The organism is Methanorbis furvi, assembly GCF_032714615.1.
Taxonomy (GTDB): Archaea; Halobacteriota; Methanomicrobia; order Methanomicrobiales; family Methanocorpusculaceae; genus Methanocorpusculum; species Methanocorpusculum furvi.
Genome location: NZ_JAWDKA010000001.1, coordinates 86,905 through 102,284 on the forward strand (window position 1 = coordinate 86,905; position 15,380 = coordinate 102,284).

General features: G+C 52.7%; 15 protein-coding genes. 9 read left to right on the top strand and 6 right to left on the bottom strand.

The window, feature by feature from the left end:
* Positions 1–92: 92 nt before the first annotated feature.
* Both McpAg1_RS00480 and McpAg1_RS00485 read right to left on the bottom strand, forming a co-directional pair.
* Positions 93–332: a DUF3413 domain-containing protein gene (locus McpAg1_RS00480; RefSeq protein WP_338093315.1), complete on the bottom strand. Its 240-nt coding sequence runs from the start codon at positions 330–332 to the stop codon at positions 93–95.
* Positions 319–768: a hypothetical protein gene (locus McpAg1_RS00485; protein WP_338093316.1), complete on the bottom strand. Its 450-nt coding sequence runs from the start codon at positions 766–768 to the stop codon at positions 319–321. Before McpAg1_RS00485 ends, McpAg1_RS00480 begins: the two co-directional genes overlap by 14 nt.
* 122 nt (positions 769–890) lie before the next feature.
* Here McpAg1_RS00485 and McpAg1_RS00490 point away from each other — a divergent pair, with 122 nt between their 5' ends.
* Positions 891–1,442 (top strand): hypothetical protein, encoded by a 552-nt coding sequence (locus McpAg1_RS00490; RefSeq protein WP_338093317.1) that lies wholly within the window; start codon positions 891–893, stop codon positions 1,440–1,442.
* A gap of 104 nt (positions 1,443–1,546) precedes the next feature.
* On the top strand, positions 1,547–2,821 hold the full coding sequence (locus tag McpAg1_RS00495; RefSeq protein ID WP_338093318.1) for a hypothetical protein: 1,275 nt from the start codon (positions 1,547–1,549) through the stop codon (positions 2,819–2,821).
* A gap of 10 nt (positions 2,822–2,831) precedes the next feature.
* Here McpAg1_RS00495 and McpAg1_RS00500 read toward each other — a convergent pair whose 3' ends face one another.
* The 3 genes from McpAg1_RS00500 to McpAg1_RS00510 all read right to left on the bottom strand — a co-directional run bounded on the left by McpAg1_RS00500 (position 2,832) and on the right by McpAg1_RS00510 (position 6,796).
* Positions 2,832–3,311 carry a hypothetical protein gene (locus McpAg1_RS00500; RefSeq protein WP_338093319.1) on the bottom strand — a complete coding sequence of 160 codons (480 nt, stop codon included), beginning with the start codon at positions 3,309–3,311 and terminating at the stop codon, positions 2,832–2,834.
* A 96-nt stretch (positions 3,312–3,407) separates the two neighbouring features.
* Positions 3,408–4,280 (bottom strand): hypothetical protein, encoded by an 873-nt coding sequence (locus tag McpAg1_RS00505; protein WP_338093320.1) that lies wholly within the window; start codon positions 4,278–4,280, stop codon positions 3,408–3,410.
* A 308-nt stretch (positions 4,281–4,588) separates the two neighbouring features.
* Positions 4,589–6,796: an adenosylcobalamin-dependent ribonucleoside-diphosphate reductase gene (locus McpAg1_RS00510; protein WP_338093321.1), complete on the bottom strand. Its 2,208-nt coding sequence runs from the start codon at positions 6,794–6,796 to the stop codon at positions 4,589–4,591.
* 173 nt (positions 6,797–6,969) lie between these two features.
* Between McpAg1_RS00510 and McpAg1_RS00515 the strand changes: the two genes are divergently transcribed.
* The 5 genes from McpAg1_RS00515 to McpAg1_RS00535 all read left to right on the top strand — a co-directional run bounded on the left by McpAg1_RS00515 (position 6,970) and on the right by McpAg1_RS00535 (position 12,801).
* Positions 6,970–7,527, top strand: a complete 558-nt coding sequence (locus tag McpAg1_RS00515) for a pyruvoyl-dependent arginine decarboxylase (protein WP_338093322.1) — start codon at positions 6,970–6,972, stop codon at positions 7,525–7,527.
* Positions 7,520–7,783 carry a TfoX/Sxy family protein gene (locus McpAg1_RS00520; RefSeq protein WP_338093323.1) on the top strand — a complete coding sequence of 88 codons (264 nt, stop codon included), beginning with the start codon at positions 7,520–7,522 and terminating at the stop codon, positions 7,781–7,783. Before McpAg1_RS00515 ends, McpAg1_RS00520 begins: the two co-directional genes overlap by 8 nt.
* 374 nt (positions 7,784–8,157) lie before the next feature.
* Complete coding sequence (gene purF, locus McpAg1_RS00525) at positions 8,158–9,555, top strand: amidophosphoribosyltransferase (RefSeq protein ID WP_338093324.1); 1,398 nt, start codon at positions 8,158–8,160, stop codon at positions 9,553–9,555.
* Complete coding sequence (locus tag McpAg1_RS00530; RefSeq protein WP_338093325.1) at positions 9,555–10,061, top strand: putative immunity protein; 507 nt, start codon at positions 9,555–9,557, stop codon at positions 10,059–10,061. The genes purF and McpAg1_RS00530 overlap by 1 nt, the downstream gene beginning before the upstream one ends.
* 568 nt (positions 10,062–10,629) lie before the next feature.
* Positions 10,630–12,801: a PAS domain S-box protein gene (locus tag McpAg1_RS00535; protein WP_338093326.1), complete on the top strand. Its 2,172-nt coding sequence runs from the start codon at positions 10,630–10,632 to the stop codon at positions 12,799–12,801.
* 164 nt (positions 12,802–12,965) lie between these two features.
* Here McpAg1_RS00535 and thiC read toward each other — a convergent pair whose 3' ends face one another.
* Positions 12,966–14,231, bottom strand: a complete 1,266-nt coding sequence (gene thiC / locus McpAg1_RS00540) for a phosphomethylpyrimidine synthase ThiC (protein ID WP_338093327.1) — start codon at positions 14,229–14,231, stop codon at positions 12,966–12,968.
* Between the two features lie 38 nt (positions 14,232–14,269).
* Here thiC and McpAg1_RS00545 point away from each other — a divergent pair, with 38 nt between their 5' ends.
* Both McpAg1_RS00545 and McpAg1_RS00550 read left to right on the top strand, forming a co-directional pair.
* A complete protein-coding gene (locus McpAg1_RS00545; RefSeq protein ID WP_338093328.1) occupies positions 14,270–14,872 on the top strand; it encodes an MBL fold metallo-hydrolase in 603 nt (200 codons plus the stop codon).
* The gene (locus tag McpAg1_RS00550) at positions 14,865–15,317 is read left to right on the top strand and encodes a GIY-YIG nuclease family protein (RefSeq protein WP_338093329.1); all 453 of its coding nucleotides are present in this window, start codon (positions 14,865–14,867) and stop codon (positions 15,315–15,317) included. The genes McpAg1_RS00545 and McpAg1_RS00550 overlap by 8 nt, the downstream gene beginning before the upstream one ends.
* Positions 15,318–15,380: the final 63 nt, after the last annotated feature.

The following is a 15,380-nucleotide window of genomic DNA, read 5'->3' on the forward strand; positions in this document are numbered from 1 at the left end:
TGCCCATTACGTTCTGCTCCGCCCACGGAAAAACGAGACGCATGCCTTCGGCCTGCGTCTCGTTTTTCCGTGGGTGGCTCAGATTTTTCCCGTCAGGCTCCGGCATTCCTTCTGGGGAACAGATGAGAGAGTATCCGCACAAAAATCCAAAGCACCAGAACAAACAGATTGACGGCGATAAAGTTCCCGATCCATGCCGCAAGCATGTACATCCATGCGGTTTCAGGGGACGGTATCCCAAGCAAAAACAGATACGGCAGTGTCAAAATTGTTGATATCACCAGCACGGCAAGGAGATATCTATCTGCGGTGAGATATTCAGAATGTCTCATATCCACTTGTCACCTCCCCGTCTTTTGTACAGTCTATCCACAGGTACCAGTGTCGGTGAAGCGGAATGATCATATCAGTTGTTGCTTCTGCCTGCAGCGTTAGTTTCGTCTCCAATGTGTTGTAGTACGGCACAACCCGAACAGTTTTTTGAACCTTGCTCAGAGAGTCAGCCTTTGCATATTGTTCGGTGATTACTCCTTCGGGAGTATCAACGCCGTTATAGCGGAAGTAGCCGGACAGGATAATTTTTCCTACCTCACTCCCGAAAATATTTTTCACCGGAACTTCTTTTGTGTACGTGTCCGTGTACTTCCAGCCGGTTTTCATCTCTTCCCCTGAAAGAAATGGCGTGTTGTCAGTAATTGGTCCTGCCGACACCGCTCCAACGGCAATGCAGCAGACAATAAGGCCAATGATGATGAAAAGTTTCTGCATGATTCTTTACGTATCCCAACAGTTCAATGTGATACTATACTCATCGAGCTATCAAGAATGTTGTGATCACAAAGTCACCCCTGAAACGCTATATTCTCCTGCGACCAACATTAAAGCAGTTCATGGATCCGCTGACCGTTCTTTTCGCATACTTTTCCCTCTGGGTTAATACACTCAACTACACCCTCGGTGCAGCGGTCATCGCCCTTGCCATAGTTTACTTCACAAAAAGTCTCCCAGTTGTCCAGAGAATTCTGATTCCTGCGGTAATCGGAATAATCGTCTCCATAATCGGAACCGGCATTCTGATCCCGGCATCCGTTCTCCCGCAGCTTGGCTATCCCCTCTGTCTGTTTGCTCTCGGCAGCGGCTGTGCAGTCAGCTATCTTGCGGTTGCATCGTTAACGAAACGCAATCTCGGCTGGATTTTGATCATCATCTGCTCTCATCTCGCCGCGTACTGCGTGATGCTCTCCTCTGCATTTGTTTCGCTCGTAGGAGAATCGATCTTCGGATTTTTTATCGGGGCCGCAATCTTTTCTGCAATCATCTGCTCAATTGCCACATGGTGTGTACTGCACTGGAATCCGGCATGGACACCGTGGTGGATCTCAGGCGACCGCGAAGGACGCAACGCATTTCTCCGAAAAATTCGAAGAAAGAAAAATACCTGAACTTCAGGTATCTGCATAGTTTCCACAAGCCAGAGTGCCGTGTACATTTACTAAGTTTAACTAAGAAACAGCACCAATATACTCCCAGTATTTAGGACGATACTGTGCGACACGACGTTCTCTACGAATACGATCTCCCGATTGAAGTTCTGGATGATATTCCTCCGACCGAAGAGGTGTTGGAGGTTTTATATGCCCGCAGCAGTGACAACTATCATCTGCCGATTTTGTTCACCCGCCTGCGCATTCTCGGAGCATATCCCGAGACCTCGGTGACCTACCGGCTGTTTGTGATAAATTATGTGGACCTGGCCCAGGTTCATGTGAAGTTCACCCGCGGTCTCTCCACCGTTCTCACCCTCACCCGCATTGACGGCGAGAAAAATATTTTCAACGGTGTTCGAAACAGTGCTGAGGAGATGCGCAGGATGCTGCTCACGCTTCGCGAGGTGATGCTTGAGAAGGTTGGCGGCGAGTGGAAGTTTTTGCATCGCCAGAATATTTTGTTCGACGAGTATATGCTGAGGGAAAATGATCCGGTGCTGTCTTCAGTTCCGACCATTCCTTCCGAGGATCTGTTTGAGGACAAGGAGATGCCGGGCATCGGGTGTTATGAGTCAACCGAGAAGCTGTTCGATCACTTCCCGCCCGAGGCTGCGGACGAGGATGTGTTTGAGGAGCCGGCCGAGTCGGTCTCGGCTGCTGCTGAGGAGATGAACTCGGTTGCGGTGAACTCCCGCATTCAGCGGATGGTGGAGACTGCTGAGATTGCAGCTGATGCGGAGGAGCGGGGGCTTGATCCTGATTCTCCTGTGAACGATGCGACTGTTCTTGATAAGGGTGCAGGGGTTACGGATGATCAGTGGGCGAATGAGGAAGGGGGCGATGCTTTGATCCTGCCGGACAGCCATTCGAAGTCCAAGACCCCGGGTGCCGGACGGCTTGCAAAGCTTGCAACCGAACCTCTGGTCCCTGCCGATGAGGATGATTCCGAGGTGTATGTGTCGGCGACAAAGCCGCTCTCAAAGAAAGAGAAACTTGCGGCTGAGGCGGCGGCGGTTATTTCAAAGGAGTTGGAGAGTCTGCCTGTCCCAAAGGAGCCGGAGAGTAAGGAGCCGGTCAAGTCTCTGCTTCCAACGCCGTTGCCGCGTGCGGCTGCGGTTTTGCAGGAGCAACCTGCTGCAGTGAAACAGCCGCAAGCGACGGAGACGAAGAAGAGTATTCCTATGTCGATTACGCTTGAGCCGCAGGATGCGATCGAGGAGGAGATGATCGATGCGTGCCTTGATTCGCTGAAGCTTCTGCGGGATACTGGTGTGATCACCGAGGCGGAGTACAAGGAACGGTGTCTCCGCCTCTTCAAAGAGACCGGTCTCTGATCTTTTTATTTTATTTTTTGCGCAGTAAACTCATGACGACAGCTGTGGTGAATGCAAGTACGAGTATGCCTAAGCCGAATCCGGGGGTTTGTGTCTGGTTGGAAGATGGTATAATCAGATTGTAGGTTGTTTTATTCCAGGCTGTCGTGTCAAGGAAGTAGATTCTCGTGGTAAAGTTGTTCTCTTTTCCGCACCGTGATGTATCGACGGATGTGTACCAGATGTTTGTATCTCCGGTACTTTTTTGCACTTCCAATACTCTTGAAAATACACCATCGTCGGATGATCGGATATATAATCGCGTGTTATCGCGACATTTTTTATCGCTCGTCCATACATGTTCAAAGAGCAGTCTGCTTCCAATCGGCAAATTTGTCTCTCCGTTGATTATGTAGGTTGAGCCGAGCATCTGATCCGGAATCGGATCAATGGTTATCCAGTACTCTTCGTCTGCCGCAACCCCTGCGGAAAAGATCAGCAGTCCGCACATCAGTGCCGCGAAAAATATTTTTTCATTCCTAATTCCCTGTTTCTTTTTGTGGTATGCTCACGTGAGATGTATACATAAAATCTGACCAAATTCTCATCACTTCCGTCTGAGCATCACTGCCGCAGTTCCTCCAAGAAGTACCATAATGAACGTGAAGCCCGGGGCCTGTGTCGGCGTAGTTTCTGCCGATGAATATTTGTTCAGGTCAATCTCCTTTCCTTTCCAGGTGATCACGTTAGGATCAGCTGTCGGTTTTTTTGTGATCTCTTTTGTCGGCACTAGCGTTGTGGAACCCGCCGGATAGACCATGAAATGTTCCGTTTTGGTTACATCCACTTCGATACCGTTCAGCTTGATAGTGAACTCCTTGGAAGGGAAACCAGTGGTATCGATCGTAGCATTCCATGTCTGAGTTCCGTCATTTCCCTCAAGAACATTCGTTGTGAGTGAACGTCCAAAAATATTGTTCATCCCGCACAGAGTGGCATCCGAGTTCATGACCTCAACAAGAATCCGGAGGCCCGGGGCGAGATTGGTTGTCCCTGAAAATGTCACGTTCATGCCCTCGGTGACGAATGGAATCGGATCGATGGTGATCCATGGATCAGGTACCACAATTTCTCTGTCAACAGACACCGAGGAGTTTCCTGACTGGCCAGTGATTGTTATCCTGCAGACTCCGGGAAAATAATAATCCATGTCTACTGAACCACTCCAGATATTTACTCCATTCTGGCCTTGCAGCACCGGTACGATTATGGTTTTTGGATAATTACTTCCAAGAGGCATCAGATTGATCTTCAAAAGTGTTCTGGGCTCAAGATTTGTCGTTCCAGACAGCGTCACCGGCACGCCAACCGTCACATTTTCAAGAGGATCAACCTCTATCCAGTACTCTTCGTCTGCCACAACCCCTGCGGAAAAGATCAGCAGTACACAGAGCGTCGCTATCAAAAACAGTTTTTTCATCTCACGTAAACTCCAATGCTGATATGTAGATCAAAATAGTATAAAAAAAGATTGACCAAAGTCTCATCACTTCCGTGCGAGCAGTACTGATGTCCCCGCCCCAACAAGCAGCAAAACAATCAGAATACAAAATATCATCCATCTCAGAACAGACATTCTGCCAAAAAAGTATAAAAAAGATTGATCAAACCCCAATCAACCGTGTCCGAACCTGCGAAGCAGGTTTTCCGTCCGAGCCGGTTTGTTTCTGTGGGGTTGCCCGCCCGGGAACCGGGCGGCAACCCCACTTTAGAAATAAAGCGGGGCGGTTAGCTGCACCCGCTCCAGCCGCAGTGCTTACAGATGCCCATATTGCATCCCTCGCCGAAGTCCAGCGGCTCCCCGCACTCAGGACACGGATTTCCCTTCTTCACACCAGGCGTCACCGTCTGAACCACCCAGTTGTCCAGCGTCGTAATCGCCTGATTCGTTGCCGCAAGCTCAATGCATTTGCCCACCACATCAGCACAGGAGATACCCTCCGAACTTCTGTTCCGCACCGCTGAAATACAGTTCACTTTTGCAAACTGCTTCACGAACTTTTCGTACGGCACACCATTCTGTAAACCGGTGCTGATACTTCTTCCAAGAGCATTGCTGCTTGCCTCACATCCTGCACCGACCGTCCTGATGAACACCTCCATCGGCTTGCCTGCAAGCGTGTTCACCGTAATATAGAGACGGCAGCATCCGGACTGGGCGAGGAACGTCCTTCCATCCAGCTCACGCGGGCGGGAGAACAGCTGCTGCACAATCTGCGGCTCGGGAGTTGCCGCTGCCGGCTCAGCCTTCTTCTCCTCCTTCTTCTCAAGAGCCAACACCACATCCTCACGCGATCCGGTCCGGTAGAGCGTCATACCCTTAATGCCCTCCTGCCATGCCAAGATAACAGCATCTGCCACCTGCTCCTTCGTTGCAGAGAACGGCATATTGATCGTCTTTGAAATTGACGCATGCACATGCTTCTGGAACACCGCCTGCATCAGAACATGATCGCGCCACTTGATATCAAGCGCAGTCTTGAACACCGCACGGAACGTCTCCGGCAGCCAGGCAACATCCTGCACCGACCCGGTCTCATGAACATGATTAATTACCTCATCACGCTTTGCCTCGGCAGCATCACCGGAGAAACCGAGTCCTGCAATCACGCGGCGGAGCTCGGACTCAAAGTAGGGATGCACCATAATGAACGTTTTGTTGACCGTGTTGCGGCGCGTGTACGCATACGAAAACACCGGCTCAATACCTGACGAACATCCGGCAAGAAGCGAGATCGTTCCGGTCGGCGCAATCGTCGTGAGGGCAGAGTTTCGCATAATGCGTCCCTGGTTGTCCCAGACCGAACCCTTGTAAGCAGGGAACGTTCCCCGCTCCTTGCCAAGCCGCTCGGACTCCTCCATCGCCACATCATTGATGCGTGCCATGATCTCCTCACAGAAGTTGCGGCCTGCCTCGGAGTCGTAGGGAATCCTGAGCATCAGCATCGCATCATGCACACCCATCAGACCAAGGCCAACCTTTCTCGTGCGGTTGGTCGCCTCTTTGATCTGTTCGATCGGGAACACATTCTTCGTGATGACCGCGTCTAAGAACCGGACCGCCATCCGTGTCATCTTATCCAGAGCTTCGTAGTTCACACCATCCGCACGGATGAACATTGCAAGGTTGATGCTGCCTAAAACACAGGACTCAAACGGCAGCAGCGGCTGCTCGCCGCAGGGGTTCGTCGTGTCGATCGGGCCAAGCTGCGGAGTAGGGTTCTTTGAGTTTATCGTATCATAGAAGAGAATGCCCGGCTCGCCGTTCTTCCAGACTCCTTCCACAATACCATCCCAGATCTCACGGACCGTAACGGTCTCGCCTTCAGCAGTCTTCAGCCACTCGCGGTCCAGATCTCCTGCTGCAACGGCCTTCATGAACTCATCGTTCACCATCACCGAGATATTGAAGTTCGAGAAGTCGCCTTCCGTGGCCTTGCTCTTGATGAACTTCATGATGTCTTTGTGCCAGACATTGAGGATGCCCATGTTCGCGCCGCGCCTGCGTCCGCCCTGCTTGATGACATCGGTCGCCGCATTGAAGACCCGCATAAATGAGACGGGACCTGATGCAACACCGTCTGTCGATCTGACCGGAGAACCTTCAGGACGGAGATGAGAAAAGTTGTAGCCGGTGCCGCCGCCGGACTGGTGAATGATTGCACCCCAGCGGATGGCATCAAAGATCTCAGGCAGAGAGTCGTTTACCGGCAAAGTAAAGCAGGCAGAGAGCTGGCCGAGCGGCGTGCCCGCGTTCATGAGTGTCGGTGAGTTTGGAAGAAACTCGAGGTTCATCATTGCCTCGAAATATTCTTTAGTCTCTTCCGGAGTTTCACCGAGAGCGTCTGCCACACGCCTGCAAACATCCTCAAAGGATTTCTCGCCTGCACGGTAATACCGCGCGGCAAGAATACTGTCAACAACTGAGTCCGCCATAGCATCAACCTAATAGTATTGTTCAGTCTGTGTCGTGAGGGGCACGACTGACTGAGATGTTTACTAGTTAGAGTTCCCTGATATTTATCTTGGTCATTTGCTCCCACATGGGTCATGAGTGTGGCAGGTGAAACACAATTATTATTGAATCAGACAGCAACTTGTATTGAAGTATGGCTGTTCCCGAAAAGGTATTCTTTACAAAAGGCACCGGAGTCCACAAGGACAAACTGGTATCTTTTGAAATGGCTCTCAGGAACGCCGGGCTCGCGCCGTACAATCTTGTGACGGTCTCATCCATCATGCCGCCGGATGCTGATATCATCAGCCGCGAGGAGGGACTCCCCCATCTCTCCCCGGGTGAGATTGTGTTCTGTGTGATGGCGCGGGACCAGACCAATGTTGCGGGACAAAAAGTCGCGGCATCAGTCGGACTTGCTGTCCCCCAGATTCATGACAAGCAGCACGGGTACCTTTCCGAGTATCATGCACGCGATGTCTCCTCACGCGAGTGCGGTGAGTACGCCGAGGACCTCGCGGCGACGATGCTTGCGACGATCTTTGATATTCCGTTTGATCCGGAAACTGCCTGGCAGGAACGTGAACAGATCTATCTTGCGAGCGGCAAGATCATTAAAACCAGCAATGTCGCTGCATCGGCCACCTGCACTGATGGTGCGTGGACGACAGTGGTTGTTGCGGCTGTATTCATTATGCCAAACCATGGGTGAACTGTCTCTTCTTCCAAACATCGGCAAAGTGGTCGAAGACCAGCTGAACGCGGTCGGCATCTTTACTGCAGCAGATCTGTGTGCTGCAGGCAGCAGGGGCGCGTGGCTGAAGATTCGCGCTATCGATGACTCAGCCTGCATTCACCGGTTGTATTCTTTTGAAGGAGCGATCCGCGGCATAAAAAAGTCCGAGCTCCCCCCTGAGGTAAAGGCTGAACTGAAAGCATTCTATCAGAGTTTCGCTAGCCAAGTCTGATCTTTTTTATCGGGCTTTTCATCTTAATTCACGAGCCGCCCACGGAAAAACGGAGTACACGGAAAATTCCACGGAAAAAACATCACGGAGCAGACGTGAACATCACGGAAATATAATTTCGTTGGTTTTTTTCAACAGAAAAACTGAAAATTATTTTGCGAGAGTACATAAAAATAATTTTGAATGAGAGTTCCGCGCTGTTCACGTCTGCTCCGTGATGTTTTTTTTCTGTAAAATTTCCGTGTTTTCCGTTTTTCCGTGGGCGGAGCAGTATGCAGGAGGGAATCATGCGTCTCGTGAGCGACTCATGAATAATAATGCGATACCTCAATCAGAAACATAACTAAATCCCCACAGCACCAATACTTCTCCACATGTGCGGTATCGCAGGCATCGTCGCAAACATCGAGGTATCGGGTTCCTTGTATCTGGCGCTGTATGCTCTTCAGCACCGGGGACAGGAAAGCGGTGGCATCTCCACCTATGACAACGGAACTGTCCACAAACACAAAGGATACGGACTGGTTTTTGAGGTATTTTCCCAGGAAATTCTTCAGAGCCTCTCCGGCAAAACAGGACTTGGCCACGTCCGGTATCCGACAACCGGCGGCTCAAAACCGGAGAACATCCAGCCGTTCAACTTCATGTTCCGCGGCCACACCCTCTCGGTTGTGCACAACGGCAACCTGGTCAACACCGACGAACTCAGATACGAGTACGAAGGGCGCGGCCACATCTTTTCCACCACATCAGACACCGAAGTGATCTCCGCAATTCTTGCAAACGAGATCATTCACGGCCACACCGTCGGCGAAGCCATCAGTTTCTGCATGCGCACCATTCGCGGATCGTATGCTGTCATCTTCATGCTGGACGGTGCTCTCTACGCATTCCGCGACCCGCTTGGCATCAAACCGCTCTGCATCGGCGTACTTCCGGACGGCGGCCACATCGTCGCATCCGAAAGTGTTGCCCTTGACGCAGTCGGCGCAGAGTTTCTCCGTGACGTTGTCCCCGGAGAAAGCCTGCTTTTAAAAGCCGACAAAGTTTACCCGCGACAGATAATGTCGGCAAAATCTCCTGCGCACTGTGTCTTTGAGTACATCTACTTTGCCAGAGCCGACTCGGTCATTGACGGCGTCTCGGTCTACAATGTCCGCCAGAAAACCGGAGCACTGCTCGCAGGCGAAGCCCCTGCAAAGGCCGACCTCGTCTCACCGGTTCCTGACTCAGGAATTGCTGCTGCGACCGGTTATGCTGATGCGTCCGGCACGCCGTTCCGCGAAGCATTGATCAAAAACCGGTACACCGGCCGCACCTTCATCATGCCGACGCAGGAAAAACGCGAGATGGCTGTCCGCATGAAACTCAATCCGGTCCGCGGCCACATCACCGGAAAATCCGTGGTGCTGGTTGACGACAGCATCGTCAGAGGCACAACCTCGCGCCGCATCATCGCCCTTGTCCGTGAGTTCGGCGCTGAAAAAGTTCATCTCCGCGTCGCATCCCCGCCAATTATTGCGCCCTGCTATCTTGGAACCGACTTCCCGACAAGAGAGGAGCTGATCTCCCATTGCAAAAATGTCGAAGACGTCAGAGCAGCAATCAATGCAACAAGCCTTGCACACATCTCTCTTGACGGCCTCGTCGAAGCCATCGGCCTTCCCTGCAACCATCTCTGCACCGGCTGCCTTACCGGAAAGTATCCGCTGGCTATCAATGACGAAGAAGAGGATCCGCGCGAAATCGAGAAGATTGATCCGTATAAGTGATGAAACAGAGAAAACGAACCCTGATGCAGACCTTCAAAGCCCTTCAGCCGCTGAAAGAGCTTACTGCACAACAGGATCGAAAAACACTGATTCTCTGGGCGCTTGACTGCGCTGATCTGGTCCTCCCTATTTTTACCGAACGTTATCCTGAGGATGTTCGCCCTTGGGAGGCGGTTGCCGCAGCACGTGCATGGTCCCGCGGCGAGATCAAAATGCCTGAGGCACGACGGTATGCCCTTGCGTCGCACAGTGCCGCAACCGCTGTTGCAGATACAGACCCTGCCGCCTGTGCAGCAGCCCGGGCCGCAGGTCATGTTGTCGGCACTGTGCATGTCGGCACCCACTCCATGGCGTTTGCCCCCTACGCAGTCAACGCACAAATATTTGCAGCAGACCCTGTTGACCCTGATGCTTTCTGTGCCGAGCAGTGCATCCTTCTCATGAATCGTCTGGAGCACTGGTCAGAGATTGACAAGTCAGAGATGGTGTGGGCATCGTTTTTGTAGAAAAAAAAACGCGAATGACGCAAATAGCGCGAATAAAAAATCGCCAATGGCGATTTTTGAATAATTATCTGCATAACGAAACACCGATGTTCTTTTTTCCTTTGGGAAAATCGCCATTGGCGATTTTTTATTCGCGCTATTCGTGCTCTTCGCGTTTAAAATGCATGAATCCACAGAAGAAAATACTAAAAAAGAAAAATTGGGGGGTTTTGAGAGTGGTACGTGTGTCATTAACCGTTTTGTTTGGAGGTGTGATGATATCGTATTGGTGGCAGACCCGAGAAGACGCCCGCACGGAAATGGCTGGTGTGTAGGTGTGATGAGGTGTGTCTCTCTCTTCAAGAATCGTGTGTGGTGTAAATATTCCTGAAACTTTGACTGCATGGAATGAACATTTTGCGTTTGTTCCGCAGGTCTGTCCGCGGCCGGTGGTATCATCACCGGCTGCTACTACTCTATTCGCAGTTATCAGTTATAAATGTATGTTTCATTGCACGGCATTGACGTGTGGCATCATAGCCTCGCCATGAAGAAAGCATTATCACGATTCAGGATTAATGAATGAGTAATGAGCGAGTCGGCGGGCGATTTTACCGATATTCTTACCCTTCTCAAGGACAATCCCCGCGGGATGTCCGTCACCGAGATCGCAGACGCCGCTCACCTCAACCGAAACACCATTGCACGCTACATGGACAATCTCCTCGTCTCCGGCCAGGTTGAGATGCGAACCTTTGGCAAAGCAAAGGTCTTCTTCATCTCAAAACGCGTGCCGGTCTCTGCAATGCTCAACCTCTCCTCAGAGATGGTGCTCTTAATCGACGAGAACCTGAAGATCATCCAGGCCAACGAAGCACTTCTCTCATTCCTCTCCGTCGACGCCGAAGGTGTCGTTGGTTCGCTTGTCTACAGCGGCCCCTGCAATCTTCTGTGCAGCGACATGCTCGCGGATCATATCAGACGCGCACTTAGGGGCGACACCGTTCGCGGGGAGCTGCGGGTCTTTCATGAAGGGCGCGAGTGCTATCTTGATCAAAAGATCTACCCGATGGTGCTTGCCGACGGCAGGCCGGGGGTGACCGTCGTCCTTGACGACGTCACCGACCACAAAAACGCGGAGGCCGCCCTTGAACGAAGCGAAGCAATGTTCCGCCGTCTGGTCGAAACCGTCCGGGACTGTATCTGGTCGCTGGACGAGGACTCACTCATCCGCTACATCAGCCCCCAGATAACCGAAATATGCGGATACGCACCCGAGGAGCTGATCGGCCGCTCCTTTACTGAGTTCATGCCGCCGGGTGCAGGCTCACGTTTTTCCTGGGAACTTTCCGCGGAACTTTCCAAAGAGACCGGGTTCACGCTTCTTGAGTTCCCGTTCATCTGTAAGGACGGCAGCCGCATCTACTGCGAGTTCTCAGGCACACCAGTGATCCTTGACAAAGAGTCAGGGATGTTCCTTGGCTACAACGGAGCGCTTCGCGATGTCACCGACCGCAGAAATGCTGAGCAGAATGTGAAGCGGTGGAAGCTGTTTCTTGATGGTGTGATGCACAATATTCCGGGCATCATCATCGTTACCGATACGAAGACCAACAAGATTGTGTACACGAACCGCGGGGCTGAACAGTATCTTGGCATCAACCGCGCCGAGCTGCGGAGCCTGTCCATCCCGAAGCTTCTCTCCCGTTTAGGGTCCACGCATCTTGCTGATGCGCATGATAAGGTGAAGGCGTTTGCAAAGCCGGTGAATGTTCCTGAGGACCGGATTGTGGTGAACGGCGATGTCCGTTATGTTTCTGCCCGCGTGCTGCCAATGGTTCTCTCCGCTGACCGCGAGTATCTGCTCACGATGGCAACCGACATCTCCGATGAGGTTGCTGACCGGAATCGGCAGCTTCAGACCCGCGAGCTTGCGTTTGTGCTTGAGGGTGTGACGACGACGCAGGAGATCTGGAACTCGGCTCTGGAGATGCTGCCAAAGATCAGCGGGTTTACTGCGGTCGCGGTCTATCAGCGCAGTATTTTTGATGATTATATTCTCTTTATGTCAAAGAACGGCAGGTTTGCCCCGGCAATTCCTCTCGACTCGATTGTGGACCGGATCATCCGCAAGGGCGAGCCGGTGATCTTTGATGCGTATCGTATGGAGCTTTTTCCGGAGGGGACGCTGTCAACGATGGATGGTGCTGCGTCGCTTGTTCTGATGCCGGTGGTTCATGAGAGCAGGACGGTTGCCTGTATTGTGCTCGGTTCCACCGCCCCCCAGTCGCCGGACACGGTGCTCCGAGGTATTCTTATGTCAACGTCGTTTCAGATCAGTACCGTTGCTTCCCGCTGTCTGTTGCAGGAGAAACTGCAGCGCGAACGCGACCGGACACAGAGTTATCTGAATATTGCGGGTGTGATGCTGGTTGTGGTGCGCCGCGACGGGGTGATTGAGATGATCAACCGGTACGGGGCAAAGATTCTCGGCTACAGTGAGGCTGAGCTGATTGGCAGGAACTGGTTTGAGGATGTTGTTCCGGCCCATGCCCGCGAGGCACGCCTTCAGGCGTTTGAGCAGCTGATCTCAGGCATGGTGGATGTGGAGGACCATGTCTACAGCGGCACGGTTCTGTGCAGTGACGGCACGGAAAAATCGATCCGGTGGCGCAACTCGCTTCTTCGCGAGGAGTGCGGAACGGTTGCGGGCGTGGTGTCCTCAGGGGAAATTATTCCTGATGAGGGTGCCGGGCAGTAAGTGCGTTTTTTCCATTAATTCGTTTATCGGTAAACACTGTTCGAATTTGGACAGCTCCGCCCACGGAAAAGCGGAACGCAGGCCGAAGGCATGCGTTCCGTTTTTCCGTGGGAGGCCAGAAATTAATAGGCAACACCAAAAAAAAATTATAAAAAAAATCCTTCTCAGATCTTCTTCTCGAGCGCCTTCTCAACGATCTTAATCGCACACAGATCCCCGCACATCGAACAGGTCTCGCATGCACCATCGCGGTCATGCACCGCACGGGCATGATCACCAAACAGCGACAACGCATACTGCCCTTCCCAGTCAAGCGTTCTGCGTGCCTCAGCCATCGCCGCCTGACGCGGCAGCTCAGCCTCACGCCTGCGGGTCAGATCGCCCACATGCGCCGCAACCTTCGCAACCCGCGTCCCCTCAATAATATCCCTCGTATCAGGCAGCGCCAGATGCTCTGACGGCGACACCATACACAGGAAATCGGCCCCCGCAGCTGCTGCCGCAGCCCCGCCGATAGCGCCCGTAATATGATCATACCCGGGAGCAATATCAGTTACCAGCGGCCCGAGCAGATACAGCGGAGCAAAACCTGTGATCTCCTTAATCATCTTCACATTATACGAAATCTCATTATAGTCCATGTGCCCCGGACCCTCAATCATCCGCTGCACACCTTTCGCGTGCGCAACACGGGCAAGTTTCCCGAGCGTCAGATACTCCTGCGACTTCGCAAGCCGTGTTGAGTCCACGTATGCGCCGGGCCGCATCCCATCCCCAAGCGACAGCGCAATCTCATACTCATCCAAAATCTCCAGCAGATACTCATACTCAGCATACAGCGGATTCTCCTCGCCGGACGCAAGCATCATCGCCGTATGAAACGAGCCTCCGCGGGAGACAACGCCCATCACTCTTGGGTCCAGACGCAGCGTCTCCACCACCTCAAGATTCACCCCGCAGTGCAGCGTCATAAAATCCACGCCCTGCTCAGCCTGCTCACGGATAACCTTGAACAACAGATCAGCAGACAGATCAATCACATTGCCAGCACGCCGGACCGCCTCGTACACCGGCACCGTTCCGACCGGAATCGGGAGCTTTAGAATCTCCTTACGCATTGCTGCAAGATCGCCGCCGGTCGAGAGATCCATAATCGCGTCCGCACCGTTTGCAATCGCTGCGTTCGCTTTTTCTATTTCCATCGTCGGATCGCACCGCTGACCCGACGTTCCGATATTCACGTTGACCTTCACCCTCGCCCCTTCTCCGATCACGCAGGGAGTATAGGGACGGCGGGCATTCTTCAGAAGAATCGTTCTGCCCGCGGCAATATTTCCGGCAAGCGCCTCAGGCGTCATGCCCTCGGCCTTTGCTGCCTCCACCAGACCAGAAAGGTCGCCGTTTCGGCAGTCACGAAGAATTGAGTGCATTCGAATATATCATTTGTCCTCACGACTCATTATAGTGTATGAGTGAACCCATTCGCTGGCTGCGTGAGATAGGCTGGCGTTCCAACTCCTATGTATGCGGCAGCATTCTCGTCGATGCTTCCCAGCCGGTGACAACAGTCGCCCCCTATAAAGACCAGATCGAAACGATCGTCTTAACCCACGGCCATTATGATCATATGGCCAATGTCCGCGCTCTTGCAGACCTCTGCAATGCAGAGGTCTGTGTCGGTGCGGGCGATCTGACATTTCTTTCTGACGACTCGCTCTGCCTCTCAACACACTTCGGCGAGCATGCCCCAGGCATTTCAGCAACCCCGTTGAACAACGGGGACCGCGTCGGTGAGTTCGTGGTCATCAACACTCCCGGTCACACCCGCGGCAGTATCTGTCTCTACCGCGAGGAGGACGGTGCGTTAATTGCAGGGGATACGCTGTTCCCGCACGGTTCATTCGGCAGAACTGATCTCCCGACCGGCAATCACGCTGATCTCATCGCATCCGTGAACCGGCTTGCGGAGCTCCGCATTGAGTCACTCTGGTGCGGTCATGATATGCCTGTTCCGTCCGGTGCGATGCGTGATGTTCTCCTGTCTCAGGCGGAAGTCCCGAAGTATGGATAAGGGGATCTACTGTCTGATTCTTGAGTGTACTGCTCCGCAGACGGTGCGAGTCGGTGCTCTTGGGGAACTGGATTTTCCTTCAGGCTGGTATCTGTATGCAGGCTCGGCCCTTGGGAGCGGCGGGCTCTCGCGGGTCAGCCGCCATGTCCGGTTCTATCGCGAGCAGTACCGAAAACCGAAGTGGCATATCGATTATCTTCTGGCGTCGCCTGAGGTCCGGCTCTGCAGGACGGTCTGTGCAAAGACCGAGTCGGATCTTGAGTGTGTGCTTGCGGCTTCTCTTGGAGGGGACGGGGTTCCTTCCTTCGGCTGCTCAGACTGCGACTGTGCGACGCATCTGTTTTATCGGAAAGAGATGCCGGAGGCTGAGGTTCTTGCGGCGTTTGAGAGAACAGGGCTGTGCGGGTCGGTGCATGTGGTTGATGAGATTTTGAAACGCGAATAGCGCGAATAAAAAAATAATCTATGAATATCTAAACGAAAAATTCTGCCAAAAAAAAAAAATAAA

What these genes read in the sequence shown, in the direction of transcription:
- McpAg1_RS00490 (WP_338093317.1), top strand. Translation starts at nt 891, where the DNA reads ATGGATCCGCTGACCGTTCTTTTCGCATACTTTTCCCTCTGGGTTAAT.
- McpAg1_RS00520 (WP_338093323.1), top strand. Translation starts at nt 7,520, where the DNA reads ATGGGTGAACTGTCTCTTCTTCCAAACATCGGCAAAGTGGTCGAAGAC.
- McpAg1_RS00535 (WP_338093326.1), top strand. Translation starts at nt 10,630, where the DNA reads ATGAGCGAGTCGGCGGGCGATTTTACCGATATTCTTACCCTTCTCAAG.
- McpAg1_RS00505 (WP_338093320.1), bottom strand. Translation starts at nt 4,280, where the DNA reads ATGAAAAAACTGTTTTTGATAGCGACGCTCTGTGTACTGCTGATCTTT.
- McpAg1_RS00485 (WP_338093316.1), bottom strand. Translation starts at nt 768, where the DNA reads ATGCAGAAACTTTTCATCATCATTGGCCTTATTGTCTGCTGCATTGCC.
- McpAg1_RS00545 (WP_338093328.1), top strand. Translation starts at nt 14,270, where the DNA reads ATGAGTGAACCCATTCGCTGGCTGCGTGAGATAGGCTGGCGTTCCAAC.
- McpAg1_RS00500 (WP_338093319.1), bottom strand. Translation starts at nt 3,311, where the DNA reads ATGTGCGGACTGCTGATCTTTTCCGCAGGGGTTGCGGCAGACGAAGAG.
- McpAg1_RS00515 (WP_338093322.1), top strand. Translation starts at nt 6,970, where the DNA reads ATGGCTGTTCCCGAAAAGGTATTCTTTACAAAAGGCACCGGAGTCCAC.
- McpAg1_RS00510 (WP_338093321.1), bottom strand. Translation starts at nt 6,796, where the DNA reads ATGGCGGACTCAGTTGTTGACAGTATTCTTGCCGCGCGGTATTACCGT.
- purF (WP_338093324.1), top strand. Translation starts at nt 8,158, where the DNA reads ATGTGCGGTATCGCAGGCATCGTCGCAAACATCGAGGTATCGGGTTCC.
- thiC (WP_338093327.1), bottom strand. Translation starts at nt 14,231, where the DNA reads ATGCACTCAATTCTTCGTGACTGCCGAAACGGCGACCTTTCTGGTCTG.
- McpAg1_RS00550 (WP_338093329.1), top strand. Translation starts at nt 14,865, where the DNA reads ATGGATAAGGGGATCTACTGTCTGATTCTTGAGTGTACTGCTCCGCAG.
- McpAg1_RS00480 (WP_338093315.1), bottom strand. Translation starts at nt 332, where the DNA reads ATGAGACATTCTGAATATCTCACCGCAGATAGATATCTCCTTGCCGTG.
- McpAg1_RS00530 (WP_338093325.1), top strand. Translation starts at nt 9,555, where the DNA reads ATGAAACAGAGAAAACGAACCCTGATGCAGACCTTCAAAGCCCTTCAG.